Below are 16,007 nucleotides of genomic sequence, written 5' to 3'. Positions count from 1 at the left end.
GAGGCGTGCCGGTTCGACTCCTTTACACGCAAGAGGAGGCGAAGATGCCGAGAGGTGACAAGTCCGACTACACGGACAAGCAAAAGCGTAAAGCCGAGCACATCGAAGAGAGCTACGAGGACCGCGGCGTTTCCGAGAAGGAGGCCGAAAGGCGTGCCTGGGCCACCGTCAACAAGGAAAGCGGCGGCGGCAACAAATCCGGTTCCGGCCGCGGCAAGAAGGACACCCATGAATCCTCCAGGAAGGGCGGCCGCGCCGGCGGCGCTGCATCCGCCGCCCGCTCGAAGGAAGAGAAGTCGGCCTCCGCGAAGAAGGCTGCCGCGACCCGCAAGCGCCACGAACAGCACAGCCACCACTAAAAACACAGACCCAAAGCACGCGGGCGAATCTGAAAAATCGCGATGTGCTTTAAGAGGAGATCCGGCAAAGGATTTCAGCCATGGCCAAATCGAAGAAGAAATGGTCGCAGGACGTTACCGAAAACAGCGACGCGATGGATCTGAAGGAAGGCGTCTTCAAATCGGATGATCCGAAGAAGATCGCCCGCTCGGTCAAGCACTCGGCCGAGGAGAGTCATCGCCGCAAGTCCAGTCCCTTCCGCGCCGCCATGTCGATGCTGACCTTCTATATCAATCGCGCGGGTGAGCAGTTGACGAAAAAGCGTCGGGGCACACTTGAAAAAGCCAAGGACGAATTGCGAAAAGATTTCGGTCGGAAACCGAAGGGTTAGGCGCGGATGGCATATGAGCTTTATTATTGGGACGGCATCCAGGGCCGCGGCGAATTCGTTCGCCTTGCGCTGGAAGAAGCCGGCGCCGATTACGTCGACGTCACCCGTGATCAGAGACGCGGCACGGGCGCCATGTTCGAGATCATGGAAAGCGAAAGCGAGCCGCATCTCCCCTTTGCGCCGCCCTTCCTCAAGGACGGCGGCCTCATCATCCCGCACGTCGCCAATATCCTGTTCTATCTCGGCCCGAAGCTCGGCCTTGCGCCTGAGGACGATGGCCTTCGCCACGTCGTCAACGGCCTGCAGCTCACCATTACAGATTTCGTTGCCGAAGCGCATGATACGCACCATCCGATCGATCTGTCGCTTTATTACGAAGATCAGAAGGCGGAGGCGAAAGCCCGCTCCGCCGCCTTCATCCGCGACCGCATTCCGAAATTCCTAGATTATTTCGAGCGCGTGCTGCAACAGAACCCGAAAGGTTCAAACCATATGGTCGGCGACGCGCTGACCTATGTCGATCTGTCGATCTTCCAGGTGATCGAGGGTCTGACCTATGCCTTTCCGAAATCCATGGCGAAGTGCAGGGCGAAATATCCCGGGCTGCTCGCTCTGCATGATGCGGTGGCGCAGCGCCCGAACATTGCCCGCTATCTCGCCTCCCCACGCCGCCTCGCCTTCAACGAACAGGGTATCTTTCGGCATTACCCCGAACTCGACAGCGCGGAATGAGGTGAAGCCTCATTCGAGCGGCACCGCGGCCGCGAAGAAATCGCCCCAGGGGTCCTTCGGCCGTGTCTCCAATCGCTGCGGCACGTTGGCGAGCGTGAAAGCAGCCGGACCGCTCACGCCACTCAACTCCTCCCAATCGAGCGGCATCGAAACCGGCGCCCCCGGCCGCGCCCGCGTCGAATAGGCAGCGACGGCGGTGTTGCCGCGGCCGTTGCGGAGATAATCGATATAGATATGCCCGCCGCGTTTTGCTTTGGTCGCGGTGGCCAGATATTTCTCCGGCGCGTCGGCCGACATGCTTTCGGCAAGCGAATGGGCAAAATCCTTCACCGCGGCCCAGCCGGCCCTCGGCGCAAGCGGCGCCACCACGTGCAGGCCCTTGCCGCCTGACGTCTTGACGAAAGCCGCAAGGCCGCGGGCTTCCAGCCGCGCCTTCACGTCAAGCGCCGCAGATATCACCGCGCTCCAGGCGACGTCCTCGCCGGGGTCGAGGTCCATGGTGATCATGTCGGGTCGTTCCCAATTGCCTGTTGTCGTACCCCAGGGATGGATTTCGAGGGCGGCCGATTGCACCAGCGCTACAAGCCCGTCGAAATCGGTAATGCGCAGCAGCTTTTCGCCGTCTGCATCCTGCGGATCGGCGATCTCCTCGATATGCGGGTTCATGCCTTTCCAGGCATGTTTCTGGAAAAACCGCTGGCGGCTCTTTATCCCGTCCGGCAGGCGCAGCAGCGCCAGGGGCCGATTGACCACATAGGGCGCCATGAAGCGCCAGACCGCGGCGTAATAATCCGCCAGCCCCTGCTTGGTCACGCCCTCGTCCGGCCAGTAAAGCCGGTCGGGATGGGTCAGCGATACATCTGATCTGGGCGAATTGCTCGGGCTCATCCTTCGATCTCGCGTGTCAGGAAATCAAGTAGCCTGTTTTCCTCCGCGCGCAAGCCGCGCAATGGCTCGTTGCCGCTCTCGATCAGCGGATGATCGTTTCCGGCAAGCGCGACGATCGACGGGTGGATGTAACTCGAGCGCGAGATCGCCGGCGTGTTGTGCAGCGTTTCGGCCGCCGCCTCCGACATTTCCTTCACCGTCGGCCGGCCGCCGCCGATGATCCTCTCGCGCGCCACGCCGAAGGCCGCAAGCGATCCGGCCCAGGTACGGAAGGTCTTCGCCGAAATGGGAATGCCCGATATTTCGGCGAGATAGGCATTCAACCGACCGGAATCGACCGGCTTCAGCGCGCCGCTTTCATCCTTCCAGACGAAGAGCTGGCGGCCGGGCAGATCCGCTATTTCCTCAAGGATCTTCTGCAGCCTGGGATGCCTGAGGCTGCGCTGGACGCGCTTGCCTCCCTTGGCCCGGAATTTCAGCTCGATCTGCCCGTCGACGATCTTCAGGTGGCGCTTGAGTAGCGTCGTGGCGCCATAGGTGCCGTTTTCCCTGACATAGGCCTGGTTGCCGACGCGTAAGTGCGCTTCGTCAAGCAGCGTCGTCAAAGCCGCGAGCACACCGTTTATGTCCTCCGTGCCGGTATCGAGGTGACGCAACACCGTGCGGCGTATCTTCGGCAGAGCCCGGCCGAACTCGATCAGCTGGTGGAATTTTCCGGCACTGCGGAAGGATTGCCATTCCTTGTGATAGCGATACTGCTTGCGCCCGCGCGAGTCGAAACCCGTCGCCTGCAGATGGCCATTCTCGTCAAGGCAGATCCAGACATTCTCATAGGCCGGCGGCAGGCCGAGCGAGCTGATGCGTGCCCGCTGCAATTCGTCGGTGACCGTGGTGCCGTCAGGCATCACATAGCTGAACCCCTTGCCCTTCCTTCGCCTCCGAATGCCAGGTTCGGTATCGCTGACATAGACAAGGCCAAGTTCGGTAATGGCTTCGGCATTCATGCTCTATGCGACCTGCTATTTGCTGCGGCGCCCGAACTGGAACCAGCGGCGGCGCTGGGCCTTGGTCGCGCCCTCCGGCGGCTGGGTCTGACCTGTCGGCGCAAAGACCGCCGCGCTCTGGGTGTAGACCATCACGGGGTTGGCCTGATCATGCACGTCGAAAGCGCCGGTTTCCGCGCCGGTGTCGAGCACCCGCGACCATTGCGTCAGGCCGTTCACGACAGGCAGGTAGACCTCGCAGTCACCGCCGGCATTGAAGACGAGAAAGAGATCGTCCATCGTCTCGGTATCCGGCGCATGCACGCTCTTCGAGACATAGACGCCGATCACGCGCAATTCGTCGTCGTTCCAGGCGCCGTCATCCATGAAACTGCCGTCCGGCTTGTACCAGGCAATCTCGATGCGGCCGTCATCGCTGGTTTCGCCCGTCAGGAAACGCTCCTGCCGCAGCACGGGGTGAGCCTTGCGGAAAGCAACGGCCTGCCGGCAAAAATCGAGGAAGGGATCATCGAGCCCTTCCCAGCCCGTCCAGCCGATCTCGTTGTCCTGGCAATAGGCATTGTTGTTGCCGCCCTGGCTGTTGCCGAGTTCGTCGCCGGCAAGGATCATCGGCACGCCCTGCGACAGCATCAGCGTCGCCATCATGTTGCGTCGCCGGCGTGCCCGGGCCGCGTTGATATCGGCATTATCCGTCGCGCCTTCGGCGCCCATATTGTCGGAATGATTGTCCGAATGGCCGTCCCTGTTGTCCTCGCCGTTCGCCTCGTTGTGCTTGCCGTCGAAGGAGACCGTGTCCATCAGCGTGAAGCCGTCATGGGCCGAGAGGAGATTGATCGAGGAGGTCGCGCCCCGATCCGAATGGTTGAACTGCAACGCCGAGCCGGTGATGCGCGCAGCCAGCTCCGACACCATGCCGCCATCGCCCTTCCAGAAACGGCGCACGTCGTCCCGGAACTTGTCGTTCCACTCGCGGAAAGGATGCGGGAAACCACCGACCTGATAGCCGCCCTCACCGATATCCCAGGGTTCGGCGATCAGCTTGACCCCGGCAAGGATCGGATCCTGGCGGATGGCGCCGAAGAACAGACCCTGACGGTCGAACTCCAGATCCTGCCGCCCGAGCGTGCTGGCGAGATCGAAGCGGAAACCGTCGATATGCATGACGCCGACCCAGTAACGCAGGCTGTCGAGCACCATGCGCATGACCATCGGATTTGCGACATTCAGCGTATTGCCGGTGCCCGTCGTATCGAAGGTGTGGCGCGGATCGTCGGGAGAAAGGATGTAATAGCTCGCATTGTCGAGCCCGCGGAAGGAGAGCGTCGGCCCTTTCTCGCTGCCTTCGGCGGTGTGGTTGTAGACAACGTCCATGATGACCTCGATGCCGGCGGCATGGAACCGCTTCACCATGGTCTTGATCTCGGTGATCTTGTCGCTGGACATGTAGCGCGATTGCGGCGCGAAGAAGCCGAGCGTCTGATAGCCCCAATAGTTGCTCAGATTCTTTTCCAGGAGATAACGATCGTCGAGGAAATATTGGATCGGCAGAAGCTCGATCGCCGAGATGCCGAGCTTCAGGAGATGATCGATGATCGGGTCGCTGCACATGCCGAGAAAGGTGCCGCGCAGCCGGTCTGGCACTTTCGGATGGGTCATCGTCAGGCCGCGGACATGCGCCTCGTAGATGACGGTGTCGGGCCAGGGGCGGCGGATCGCCTCTTCACCCGCCCAGTCGAAATCCGGATCCTGGACGACGCTCTTGACCATGAAGGGGGCGCTGTCGCGCTCGTCGAAGGAGAGATCGTCTTCGCCGATCCGATAACCGAAAAGCGCGTCGTCCCATTTCAGATCGCCCGTTACCTGTTTGGCATAGGGATCGAGCAGGAGCTTGTTCGCATTGAAGCGATGGCCGGCCGGCGGATCATAGGGGCCATGGGCGCGATAGCCGTAGACCGTGCCGGGACCGACGCCGGCGATATAGCCCGACCAGATGTCGCCCTCGCGCTTCGGCAGCGGCAGCCGGGCGATCTCTTCCCTCCCGTCAGGCGAGAAAAGACAAAGCTCTATCTGTTCCGCATGGGCCGAGAAAACGGCGAAATGGGTACCTGAACCAATATATTCCGCCCCGAGTTCCGGTTTGAGGAAGTCGAGTTCCGAAAATGAGAAGCTCATGGCGCCCCGCTTGAAGATAAGACCAAGCAGGAAACGTGAAGGCGGTTCGAAAGTTCCCTCTTGCGAAGCAGAAGGAAGCAAAGCGTCTCCGGAAAGAACGGCTTACGGCATCAGCTGGCCGCCATTGACCTCGATGATCTGGCCGGTGATGTAGCCAGACAGTGTCGGCGAGGCGAGGAAGAGATAGGCGCCGACGCAATCCTCCGACGTGCCAACGAAACCCATCGGGATCGACTTGCGCTGCAATTCCATCTGCTCGTCATTGGTATAGCGTTCGTGGAAGGGCGTGGCGATGACACCGGGCGCCACCGCATTGACGCGTATCCTGTCGGCGACGAACTCCTTGGCATGGCCGCGCGTGATCGTCGAGACGAAGCCCTTGGAGGCAGCATAGAGGATCGCGCCGTTGCCGCCGCCGTTGCGCGCGGCGATCGAGGTGGTGTTGATGATGAAGCCGCCCTGCTTCTTGAGCCAGGGATGCGCCGCGCGTGTGGCCGCCAGCACCGAGCGGGCGTTGAGGTCCATGACCGCTGCATAATGTTCGTCGGTATATTCCGAGGTCGGCTTGCGCCCGAGCATGCCGCCGGCATTGTTGATGAGCCCGTCGAGATGGCCGAAAGTCTTGGCCGTCTCCTCCACCACCCGCTCGGTCTCGCCTTCCCTCGCCACGTCGCCCTGGATCAGATGCACCGTGCCGCCGGCAGCCCGGATCTCCTCGCCGAGTTTCTCCGCCGGCTCGCGGCTGGCATTGTAATGCACGCCGACCTTGGCGCCCTGCGCCGCAAAGGCACGGGCAAGCGCCGCCCCGATGCCGGTCGAGGCGCCGGTGATCAGCACGGCCTTGCCGGCGAGATCCGGCAGTTTGATGGATGCGAGCAATTGAGCAAGTTCTGCCATGGCTAAGATAGCCTCCCAAAATCACGGACATAGGTGATGAAACAGACCGGGGAAGTCTATCAGGCGAAATCCGAGAAGGGCAATGCACGAAAAGGCGAGAATTGCGTCAGGGGAATGCCATGGCTGGTCATTCGGATCCGTTGAAAACCCCTCCCCAACCCCTCCCCACAAGGGGGAGGGGCTAGGCTGCGGCAACCGACGGTGACCAATAGATAGCTCTTGCCCGCTGTCACCGTTCGACGAATTGACACGACTGAGGGCTACGTCAGGCGGTGCGGCACGTTAGCCCCTCCCCCTTGTGGGGAGGGGTTGGGGAGGGGCAAGCTGCAGAAGCAACCTCGCTGATTTCTGCGTCAGCGTAGGCCCATCACGAAGCCACCCCGAAGGCCGGCTGCGGCTTCCGCGCGGCAAGAGGCGGGAATGCCAGCGCGATCGCCGCCGCACCCAGCCCGACCATGGCGGAGCCGATGAACAGCCAGGAATAATTGGCGAAGGTGTCGAAGATCCAGCCGCCGGCCAGGGGACCAAAGGCCATGCCGAGGCTGGAGAGCATCGTCGCCGCGCCGAGGACCGTGCCGATGATGCGCTGGCCGAAATATTCCCGCGCCAGCACCGCATATAGCGGCATCACGCCGCCATAAGCGCTGCCGAAGACGATGGCGAGCGCATAGAATTCGCCAAGGCGGCTGACGAAGAGATAGGTCGCAAGTGCCGCCGCCTGCACCGTGAGGCCGGCGACCAGCACCGGCTTCACCCCGATCCTGTCGGCAAGGCTGCCGTAAAGCAGCCGGCCGCCCAGCCCCGCCAGGCCCTCGACACTGTAGATGCTGACGGCCGCCATCGGGGCGACGCCGCAGATCGTCGCATAGCTGACCATGTGGAAGATCGGCCCGGAATGCGCCGCGCAGCAGGCAAAGAAGGTCAGGCCGAGCACGATGAATTGCGGCGAGCGGAAGACTTTCGACAGCTGCGGCCGGGCGCCTTCCGCGGCAAATTCGGTGCCGGCGTCGGCGGGCGGACGCCGGACGAGCAGAGCGGCGGGCACGAGCAGCACCCAGGTTGCGATGCCGATGATCAGCATGGCGGGACGCCATTCATAGGCCGAGATCAGCCAGCGCGCGAAAGGCGAGATCGTCATCGGCGCGACGCCCATGCCGGCGGAGACGAGCGACACGGCAAGACCGCGGTTCTCATCGAACCAGGCCGTCGTCGCAGCGATCATCGGCGCGAAGAAAGCGCTGGCGGCCAGACCTACGAGGATGCCGTAGGTGAGCTGAAACTGCATGAGCGTCTCGGCGCGGCTTGCCAGTACCAGCGCCAGGCCGAGCAATACGGAGCCGATCAGCACGACCGGGCGCGGGCCGAAGCGGTCGCTTGCCGCGCCCCAGAGGAAGCCGCCGAAACCCATGACGATGAAATTCAGCGTCATCGCGCTGGCGATGCCGACATGCGACCAGCCGGTGGCCGTCGCAATCGGTTCCTGAAAAATTGCCAGCGAGAACATCGTGCCGATGGCAACGCACGACATCAAAGCGCCCAAGGCGACGATGACCCAACGATAGGGAACACTCATGGCTTCCTAACCTCCATGCTGACAGAGTGATCGCGAAGCCTGCGGCCAAGCTGCCGCATTCTGCGCCTCGCGATCTAAAGACGTTCGAGCCGCTGCGATTTCGACAGCGCCCTCGCATCTTTTTCCTCGCACTCTTTATTAGCATCCCCGCGGGCGCAGTCTCGCGCGCAGCTTTGCTCGATATTAAGTCGATGCTAAAGTAATGCTCAATTATCAGTTGAGACCAATTCGAAGCAACATCAAGCGTTTGATCTCGTGACGACCTTGGGGGAGGTAATCATGATGCGAATGTGCCTGGCATGCCTGGCCTCGATCCTGTTGAGCATGATCGGGACTTCGGACGTGACCGCGGCGGAAGGCGGCCGGCGACTGGCGCTCGTGATCGGCAACTCGGCATACGAAGCCGCCGGCACGCTTCCCAATGCAGCGCGCGACGCGCGAGCGTTCGGGACGTTTCTATCCAATCTGGGATTTGACACGGACATCGTCATCGATGCGAACCGCAGCCAGCTTGCGGAAGCTGTGGCGCGTTTTTCGCGTAAGATCACCGCGGATGACGTAGCGCTCTTCTACTACGCGGGGCACGGCATGCAGCTTCGCGGCGAAAATTATCTGGTCGCCACCAACGCCCGGCTTACCAGCGAATTCGACGTGGCGGCAGAGACGCTCGCTCTGGAAGACATGGTGCGTGCGATGGAAGGGAAAGCGAAGATCGTCCTCGTCTTCCTGGACGCCTGCCGCAACAACCCGTTGGCCAATCGCCTCAACGAAGAGATCGAAGGCACAACCAGAAGCCTTGCGACGCGGGGGCTGGCACCGATAGAAACGCAAAGTGCAGGCACCATGGTTGCTTTTGCAGCTGCGCCAGGGCAGGTCGCAGCCGACGGACGCGGAGAAAGCTCACCTTTCACGACGGCGCTGGTGAACCATCTGGCGAGCCCGGGGATTGAAATCGGCACTGCGTTCAAGCGGGTGATCCGCGATGTCCGAACGGCGACAGACGGCAAGCAATCGCCGCAAATCCTGTCGTCCCTATCGCTCGAATTCTATTTCGCCCCTGCCCTGCAGCAACCCGAGCAGGCGCCGGTCGCCGCACCGGCGATCGATCCAGAGGCAATGGCGGCCGAAGCTGATTTTCAGAAGGCCTTGCGGATCAACACATCGCGCATCTGGACCTCTTTTCTTGCGAAGCACCGCAGCGGCGAAAAGGCCGACGTCGCCCGACAGATGTTATCCGTGATGCAGCCGAACGCTGTTGCCTCGCTGTTGTTTCCGACGCCGGAGCAGCGCGAGAACGAACTTATCTTCGATAGGGCGAAGAGAAGCGAAATCCAGCGCGCACTCGCCGCAAAGGGCTTCGGCACGGGAAATGCCGACGGCGTATTTGGCGCGCAGACACGTAAGGCGATCACCGACTATCAGAAATCCGCCAACCTCACCGATACCGGCTACTTCGATGAACCGACGGCGCAAGCGCTCGGAATCGGCGTCGCCAGCGCGGCGGATGGTCTCTATTCATCGCCTTTGGCGCGGCGATACCTGCCGAAGGATTTCGTCGGCTTGGAAACAGATGAACGCGTCTGGAAGGCAATCAATTGTAATCCATGGCATGAAAAGGTCTACGGCTCGTTCCTAGGGCATATGTACGTGGTGATATATTCGCAAGGAACGACATGGAAATTGGCGGACTTCAATGCCAAACGCTGTGGCGGACATTTAGCGACGATTACCTCGAAAGAGGAAAATGATTTCGTCGCCTCGCTCTTCAGCAAGGACGAGCGCTTGTTCGATTCCGAATATGAAGCATCGTGGAACGGCACATACAAGAATGGGCCATGGATCGGCTTGATCCAGGACGAACACGGCCGAGAACCCAAACAGGGTTGGCGCTGGGTAACCGGCGAAGCAATGACGTTCACGAAATGGCTACAAGATATGCCAAACGAACATAAGCGCGGCGACGATTTCGGCATGTACTACAACCATAGCTCCGGAAAACGCGATCCGAAGGAATTGCGGGTCGAAAGCTGGGACGACATGGGACCGTCGGATTCGTCGCATAGCTTCGTGATCGAATTCGACTAGCTACAGAGTCCGAAACATCACCAGCGCATCGACATAACCTTCGGCCGGATGCAGGAAGACACCGGGAAGCCGGCCGACAATCTCGAAGCCGAGCGATTGCCAGAGCTCAACGGCGCGGCGATTGCTGCTGACGACGAAATTGAACTGCATGGCGCGAAAGCCGCTGGCGCGGGCATGCTCCAGGGAATGCTCATGCATCCGGCGAGCGATCCCGCGGCCGCTCGCGGCTGGATCGGTCATATAGCCGCAATTGCAGACATGGCGTCCGCCGCCGGCCTGATTGGCCTTGATGTAATAGGTGCCGAGGACCGCGCCATCCTCTTCGGCAACGAAGGTCTCGCGGTCCGGCCCCATCCAGTAGGCGAGCGCATCGGCTTCCGAGAGATCGCGGTCGAGCGCATAGGTCTCGCCCGCGCGGATCGTCGGGCCGATGATCCTCCAGATGGCGCTTCGATCGTCGTTTTCTGCGGGCCGGATCAGCATGCCCGATTTCTACAGAAGCCCGACATGGCACGCAACGGGCCGAGCGCTCAAACCCTTTCGAGCGCGATGGCGATCCCCTGCCCGACGCCGATGCACATGGTCGACAGCGAATATTTCCCGCCGGTTTCCTGAAGCTCCAGCGCCGCCGTGCCGGTGATGCGGGCGCCCGACATGCCCAAGGGATGACCGAGCGCGATCGCGCCGCCATTGCGGTTCACCCGCGCGTCGTCGTCGGCAATGCCGAGCGCGCGCAGCACCGCCAGGCCCTGGCTGGCAAAGGCCTCGTTGAGTTCGATGACGTCGAACTGTTCCTGGGTCACGCCGAGCCGGGCCATCAGCTTGCGCGAGGCCGGGATCGGGCCGACGCCCATCACCCGCGGCGGAACGGCGGCAGCCGCGCCGCCGAGGATGCGGGCGATCGGCGTCAGGCCGTATTTCCGCGCCGCCGCTTCGGAGGCGACAATCAGCGCCGCCGCCCCGTCATTAACACCAGAGGCATTGCCTGCGGTCACCGTGCCGCCTTCCTTCTTGAACGGCGTGGCGAGTTTCGCCAAAGCCTCGATCGTCGTCGCGCGCGGATGTTCGTCCCTCTCGACGATGACGGGATCCCCCTTGCGCTGCGGGATGGTGACCGGGACGATCTCCTTCGCCAACCGTCCGCTCGCCTGGGCGGCCGCGGCCTTTGCCTGGCTGCGCACGGCAAAGGCATCCTGATCCTCGCGGCTAATCTTATAATCCTCAGCGACGTTCTCGCCGGTTTCCGGCATGGAATCGACCCCGTACTGCTTCTTCATGAGAGGGTTGACGAAACGCCAGCCGATCGTGGTGTCGTGGATTTCGGCCGTGCGCGAAAAGGCGGTCTCGGCCTTCGGCATGACGAAGGGCGCGCGCGACATGCTTTCGACGCCGCCTGCTATCATCAGCTCGGCCTCGCCGGCGCGGATGGCGCGCGCCGCGATGATCACCGCATCCATGCCGGAGCCGCAGAGCCGGTTGATCGTCGTGCCCGAGACGGCGATCGGCAGGCCGGCCAAGAGCGCGGACATGCGCGCCACGTTGCGGTTGTCCTCGCCCGCCTGGTTGGCGCAGCCGAAGATCACATCGTCGACGGCTTCCCAGTCGACGGCGCCATTGCGCTCCATCAGCGCCTTCAGCGGGATGGCGCCGAGATCGTCGGCGCGCACCTGGGAGAGCGAGCCGGCGAAGCGGCCGATCGGCGTCCTGATATAGTCGCAGATAAAGGCTTCGGTCATGGCTTTTCCTTTAGAGTTTCGGAACGACGAGATCGGCAACCGGCCCGTCGAGATGCAGCGGCGCACCGGTCATCGCCTGCAGTTCCTCCTCGGACATCGCGGCCAGCTTCTCCCGCAGGACGAAGCGCCCATCGACGATGTCGATGACGGCATGGCTGGTGTAGACGCGGGTAATGCAGGCGACGCCGGTCAGCGGGAAGGTACATTTCTCCACCAGCTTCGGCTCGCCCGTCTTGGTGACGTGCTCGGTGATGACGCAGACCTGCTTGGCGCCGTGAACGAGATCCATGGCGCCGCCGACTGCCGGCACGCCCTTGCTGCCCACCCGCCAGTTGGCGAGATCGCCATTCTGCGCCACCTGATAGGCGCCGAGAATGGCGACGTCGAGATGGCCGCCGCGCACCATGGCGAAACTGTCGGCGTGGTGGAAGAAGGCCGCACCCGGCTTCAGCGTCACCGCCTTCTTGCCGGCATTGATCAGATCCCAGTCTTCTTCGCCCTCCGCCGGCGGCTCGCCGAAATTCAGGATGCCGTTTTCGGTGTGGAAGATCGCTTCGCGGCCGGGCGGCTGATAGCGGGCGACCATTTCCGGAAAGCCGATGCCGAGGTTCACATAGGCGCCGTCGGCGATATCCTGCGCGGCGCGCCAGGCGATCTGCGCATTGGTGAGCTTGATGTCCTCACGAGTGTTTATAGGGCGGGTATCGACGGTCATACGTAGGCCACTCCGGCTCGAATGAGCTCTTCTTCCTGCTGGGGATTGGGAACGGCGACGACGCGGTCGACGAAGATGCCGGGGGTCACCGCATGCTCGGGATCGATGCCGCCGGCCGGCACGATCGATGAGACCTGAACGATCGTCTTTGCCGCGGCCATGCACATCAGCGGATTGAAGTTGCGGCCGGCCTTCTTGTAGGTGAGGTTGCCATGGACATCGCCGATCTCCGCCTTGACGATGGCGAAATCGGCCTTCAGCCAGCGTTCCTGCACATAGTGGCGGCCGTCGAATTCGGCGATGACCTTGCCCGCGGCCAGTTCGGTGCCATAGGCCGTCGGCGTGTAGAAGGCCGGAATGCCGGCCCCGCCGGCGCGGATGCGCTCGGCAAGCGTTCCCTGCGGCACCAGTTCGAGCTCGATCTCGCCGGCCAGATATTTGTCCGTGAAAGCGCGCGGATCCGACGAGCGCGGGAATGAGCAGATCATCTTCCTGACCATGCCGGCATCGATCATCGCGGCGATGCCGATGCGGCCGTTGCCGGCATTGTTGTTGATGACGGTGAGGTTCTTGGGCCCCTTGTCGATCAAGGCATGAATGAGTTCGATCGGCGCGCCCGAACCGCCGAAACCACCGATCATGACGGTCGCGCCGTCACCGATCTCAGAGACGGCCTCCGCCGTGCTCCCGACTGTCTTGTCCATGCAGGATATCTCCTTGGCTAAGCGGTCGGAAACTGGTCCTCCCGTCCTCCGGGCTCAGGAATAAGATGCGGCAGACCTCGCGGCAAGATATTTTGTGCGTTATTTGACATTTGTTCATATATCGCACAATGAGGAGTGGTCGGGCGCAGCCCGAGCAATCGATCCAGTGAATCGATTGCGGCGACGAATGCCCGAAGCGCAAGCGAAGGGCGGAGCGGTACAGAATTTGGTTAGACAACCACCGAACCACAGGAACCCACCGATGCACGAAACGGATTTCGTCAGCGGCTTTGCCCGCGGCCTTAAAGTCATCGAAGCCTTCGGCGAGACGCGACAGCGGCTTTCCATCGCCGAAGCCTCGAAGCTGACGGAGCTCGATCGCGCCACCGTGCGCCGCTCGCTGCTGACGCTCGCCGAGCTCGGATATGCCGATTATGACGGCAAGTTCTTCACATTGACGCCGAAGATCCTGCGCCTCGGCCATGCCTATCTCGCGGCGACGCCGCTTCCGGCGCTGCTCCAGCCGCATCTCGATCTTCTCTCGGAACGCGCCGGCCAGAGCGCCTCGGCCTCGGTGCTCGACGGCACGGAAATCGTCTATATCGCCCGGGCCTCGCAGCGCCGTGTCATGTCGATCAATCTCACCCCCGGCAGCCGCCTGCCCGCCTATTGCGCCTCGATGGGCCGGGTGCTGCTCGCGGCCCTCCCCGAGAACGAGACGCGCGCCATCCTTGCCCGCAGCGAGTTGAAGCAAAACACGCCGAATACCAAGATCGACCCTGAGGAGCTCGTCGCCGAGTTCCGGCGCGTGCGCGCAGAGGGTTACGCCATCATCGATCAGGAGCTGGAAATCGGTCTCTGCTCCATCGCCGTCCCCATCGAAAACGACCGCGGCCAAACGGTCGCGGCGATCAATATCGGCGCCCCGGCCGCCCTCGTCCCGGCCGCGGAGATGAAGGAGCGCTATCTGCCATTGCTGAAGGAAACGCAGGCCGCCTTGCGGCCGCTGCTGCGCCGGTGAAGGCAAGCACGAAAAAGGACGGCTCCGGCCAACACCGGAGCCGCTTCAAATCCTTAGTGCGTCAGGTCGAGCGCGGCGGTCAGGTCACCCATCGGCGGGCGGCCGTTATCAGCAAGCGCCTTGTCGCGGGCGACGATGCCCGGCAGCACCGGCAGATCGTAGCGCGCGGTGATCAGGCGGATGATCGACGTCGTGTCGTACTGGGTATGATCGACGGTGCCGCCCTTGGCGAACGGCGAGATGATGAAGGCCGGAATGCGGTTGCCCGGCCCCCAACGGTCGGCCTTCGGTGGCGCGACATGATCCCAGAAGCCGCCGTTTTCGTCATAGGTGACGATCACCAGCATATGGCCCCATTGCGGGCTCTTCTCGAGATGCGAGACGATATCGGCAAGATGCTGGTCGCCGCTTGCGACATCGGCATAACCGCCATGTTCATTGAGGTTGCCCTGCGGCTTGTAGAAGGAAACGGCCGGCAGCTTGCCGTCGTCAATATCCTTCAGGAAGGCGTCGCCCGCCAAGCCGCCGTCTTTCAGATGTTCGGCGCGCGCCGGCGTGCCGGGCGCGAAATTGGCGAAATAGTTGAAAGGCTGGTGGTGGAACTGGAAGTTCGGCACCGGGGTGGCATTCTTGCCGTCGAGTGCCGCCCGCCAAGCGCCGCTGTACCATGCCCAGCTGACGCCCTTCAGCGACAGGAGATCGCCAATCGTCACCGCATGCTGCGGCGGCAGCGTCGTGGCCGCGGTGGGATCGGCATAGGCCGGATCGCCGTCCTTGGCCGGCGGATTAGCGCTCGGCTCGTAGGGTGGCTGCATGGTCTTGACCGCATAGAAATCGGGCGTCAGGTTGCCGTCGGAGACGAATTTCGGCGCGCCTTCCAGGGCCGACTTCGGACCGTTCTCCGCAACCGTCAGAGACGTGCCGTCGGGATCGACCTTGGCGATGGTGGGCTTGGCCGGGCTCTTGTCGGCATCCGGATAATAGGGCGCGCAGGCGCAGACCAGCTCGAAGTGATTGAGGAACGAGCCGCCGAAGGCGCCCTGGAAGAAGTTGTCGGCAAGGACGTATTTCTTCGCGATCTGCCACATCGGCAGGATGGAGCCGTCATAATGGCCCATGACGAGACTGCCGGAATCGGCCCAGGCGACGAACTTGTCGTTCTTGCCGCCGTCGATCTGCATCTGCTCCTGGTAGAAGCGGTGCCAGAGGTCACGGGTGATGACCGAAGGCGCCTGCGCGAAACCCTTGGGATCGTCGATTGCGAAGGCGGCATTGGCAAGATGCGCCGACTGGGCTTCGGTGACGGCGGGCGTGACACCCTTGGCGGTGAGACCGCCCCAGGCCGGCGGCAGTTCGGAAAGCGGCTGGCCGTCGCGGTCGAGCTGGCGTGCCTGATCGGCGCTGACATCAGCAAGTCCGTTGGCGCCGGGAAAGCTGCCGTAGAGATTATCGAAGCTCCGGTTTTCGGCATAGATGACGACGATATTGTCGATCTTGTCGTAACTGGCAGGCGTGGCGTGGACTGCCGTCACTATCGCGAGCGGCATCATCGCCGATCCGGCGAGACAGATTGGTTTGAGGAGGTTCAGTCTATTCACGGGTGTAACCTCATGGCTGGGGGCATTGGCTAGAGGGAGCGGGGATCGCTCGGGGCGCATCGACGCTAGTCCCGCCATCTATCAACTTTGTGACGTCGGGCTTGCCGTAGGGGCGCAGGAGAAGACACGTCATCAAATTGTTGCAGCGAGGT

Annotated in this window: 15 protein-coding genes; 5 read left to right on the top strand and 10 right to left on the bottom strand. The window is 62.4% G+C overall.

All coding sequences use genetic code 11. The features are described 5' to 3' along the window. Positions 1-44 precede the first annotated feature (44 nt). From CO670_RS01875 to CO670_RS01865, 3 genes are all read left to right on the top strand, one after another. Complete coding sequence (locus tag CO670_RS01875; RefSeq protein ID WP_097588743.1) at positions 45-359, top strand: plasmid stabilization protein; 315 nt, start codon at positions 45-47, stop codon at positions 357-359. Between the two features lie 80 nt (positions 360-439). Then, the gene (locus CO670_RS01870; protein WP_097588705.1) at positions 440-730 is read left to right on the top strand and encodes a DUF3175 domain-containing protein; all 291 of its coding nucleotides are present in this window, start codon (positions 440-442) and stop codon (positions 728-730) included. A 6-nt stretch (positions 731-736) separates the two neighbouring features. Next, on the top strand, positions 737-1,462 hold the full coding sequence (locus CO670_RS01865) for a glutathione S-transferase (RefSeq protein WP_097588704.1): 726 nt from the start codon (positions 737-739) through the stop codon (positions 1,460-1,462). Positions 1,463-1,471: 9 nt separating this feature from the next. Here CO670_RS01865 and ligD read toward each other — a convergent pair whose 3' ends face one another. The 5 genes from ligD to CO670_RS01840 form a co-directional block, all read right to left on the bottom strand. After that, positions 1,472-2,350, bottom strand: a complete 879-nt coding sequence (ligD, locus tag CO670_RS01860) for a non-homologous end-joining DNA ligase (RefSeq protein ID WP_097588703.1) — start codon at positions 2,348-2,350, stop codon at positions 1,472-1,474. After that, positions 2,347-3,354: a DNA topoisomerase IB gene (locus tag CO670_RS01855; RefSeq protein ID WP_097588702.1), complete on the bottom strand. Its 1,008-nt coding sequence runs from the start codon at positions 3,352-3,354 to the stop codon at positions 2,347-2,349. Before CO670_RS01855 ends, ligD begins: the two co-directional genes overlap by 4 nt. Positions 3,355-3,369: 15 nt before the next feature. Beyond that, positions 3,370-5,526, bottom strand: coding sequence for a glycogen debranching protein GlgX (gene glgX, locus CO670_RS01850; protein WP_097588742.1), 2,157 nt, complete (start codon positions 5,524-5,526; stop codon positions 3,370-3,372). A 102-nt stretch (positions 5,527-5,628) separates the two neighbouring features. Continuing rightward, positions 5,629-6,423: an SDR family oxidoreductase gene (locus CO670_RS01845; protein WP_097588701.1), complete on the bottom strand. Its 795-nt coding sequence runs from the start codon at positions 6,421-6,423 to the stop codon at positions 5,629-5,631. Between the two features lie 367 nt (positions 6,424-6,790). Next, the gene (locus tag CO670_RS01840) at positions 6,791-7,996 is read right to left on the bottom strand and encodes an MFS transporter (protein WP_097588700.1); all 1,206 of its coding nucleotides are present in this window, start codon (positions 7,994-7,996) and stop codon (positions 6,791-6,793) included. Positions 7,997-8,275: 279 nt separating this feature from the next. Here CO670_RS01840 and CO670_RS01835 point away from each other — a divergent pair, with 279 nt between their 5' ends. Next, positions 8,276-10,081, top strand: a complete 1,806-nt coding sequence (locus tag CO670_RS01835; protein WP_097588699.1) for a caspase family protein — start codon at positions 8,276-8,278, stop codon at positions 10,079-10,081. Here CO670_RS01835 and CO670_RS01830 read toward each other — a convergent pair whose 3' ends face one another. Genes CO670_RS01830 through CO670_RS01815 form a run of 4 tightly spaced genes read right to left on the bottom strand, consistent with a single transcriptional unit; the run spans position 10,082 to position 13,236 of the window. Continuing rightward, on the bottom strand, positions 10,082-10,564 hold the full coding sequence (locus tag CO670_RS01830; RefSeq protein ID WP_097588698.1) for an N-acetyltransferase: 483 nt from the start codon (positions 10,562-10,564) through the stop codon (positions 10,082-10,084). Positions 10,565-10,611: 47 nt separating this feature from the next. Continuing rightward, on the bottom strand, positions 10,612-11,817 hold the full coding sequence (pcaF, locus tag CO670_RS01825; protein ID WP_097588697.1) for a 3-oxoadipyl-CoA thiolase: 1,206 nt from the start codon (positions 11,815-11,817) through the stop codon (positions 10,612-10,614). Between the two features lie 10 nt (positions 11,818-11,827). Continuing rightward, positions 11,828-12,532: a CoA transferase subunit B gene (locus CO670_RS01820; RefSeq protein WP_097588696.1), complete on the bottom strand. Its 705-nt coding sequence runs from the start codon at positions 12,530-12,532 to the stop codon at positions 11,828-11,830. Next, positions 12,529-13,236 carry a 3-oxoacid CoA-transferase subunit A gene (locus CO670_RS01815; protein WP_097588695.1) on the bottom strand — a complete coding sequence of 236 codons (708 nt, stop codon included), beginning with the start codon at positions 13,234-13,236 and terminating at the stop codon, positions 12,529-12,531. The genes CO670_RS01820 and CO670_RS01815 overlap by 4 nt, the downstream gene beginning before the upstream one ends. Before the next feature lie 262 nt (positions 13,237-13,498). On the opposite strand from CO670_RS01815, the gene CO670_RS01810 reads away from it, so the two are divergent. Further along, a complete protein-coding gene (locus CO670_RS01810) occupies positions 13,499-14,257 on the top strand; it encodes an IclR family transcriptional regulator (RefSeq protein ID WP_097588694.1) in 759 nt (252 codons plus the stop codon). A 53-nt stretch (positions 14,258-14,310) separates the two neighbouring features. On the opposite strand, the gene CO670_RS01805 is transcribed toward CO670_RS01810, so the two are convergent. Next, positions 14,311-15,855, bottom strand: coding sequence for an acid phosphatase (locus tag CO670_RS01805; protein ID WP_097588693.1), 1,545 nt, complete (start codon positions 15,853-15,855; stop codon positions 14,311-14,313). Positions 15,856-16,007: the final 152 nt, after the last annotated feature.

The organism is Rhizobium sp. J15, assembly GCF_002531825.1.
In the GTDB taxonomy this organism is placed as follows: domain Bacteria; phylum Pseudomonadota; class Alphaproteobacteria; order Rhizobiales; family Rhizobiaceae; genus Rhizobium.
The sequence above is the reverse complement of the archived record's forward strand: the minus strand, read 5'-3'. Positions and strand labels throughout refer to the sequence as shown.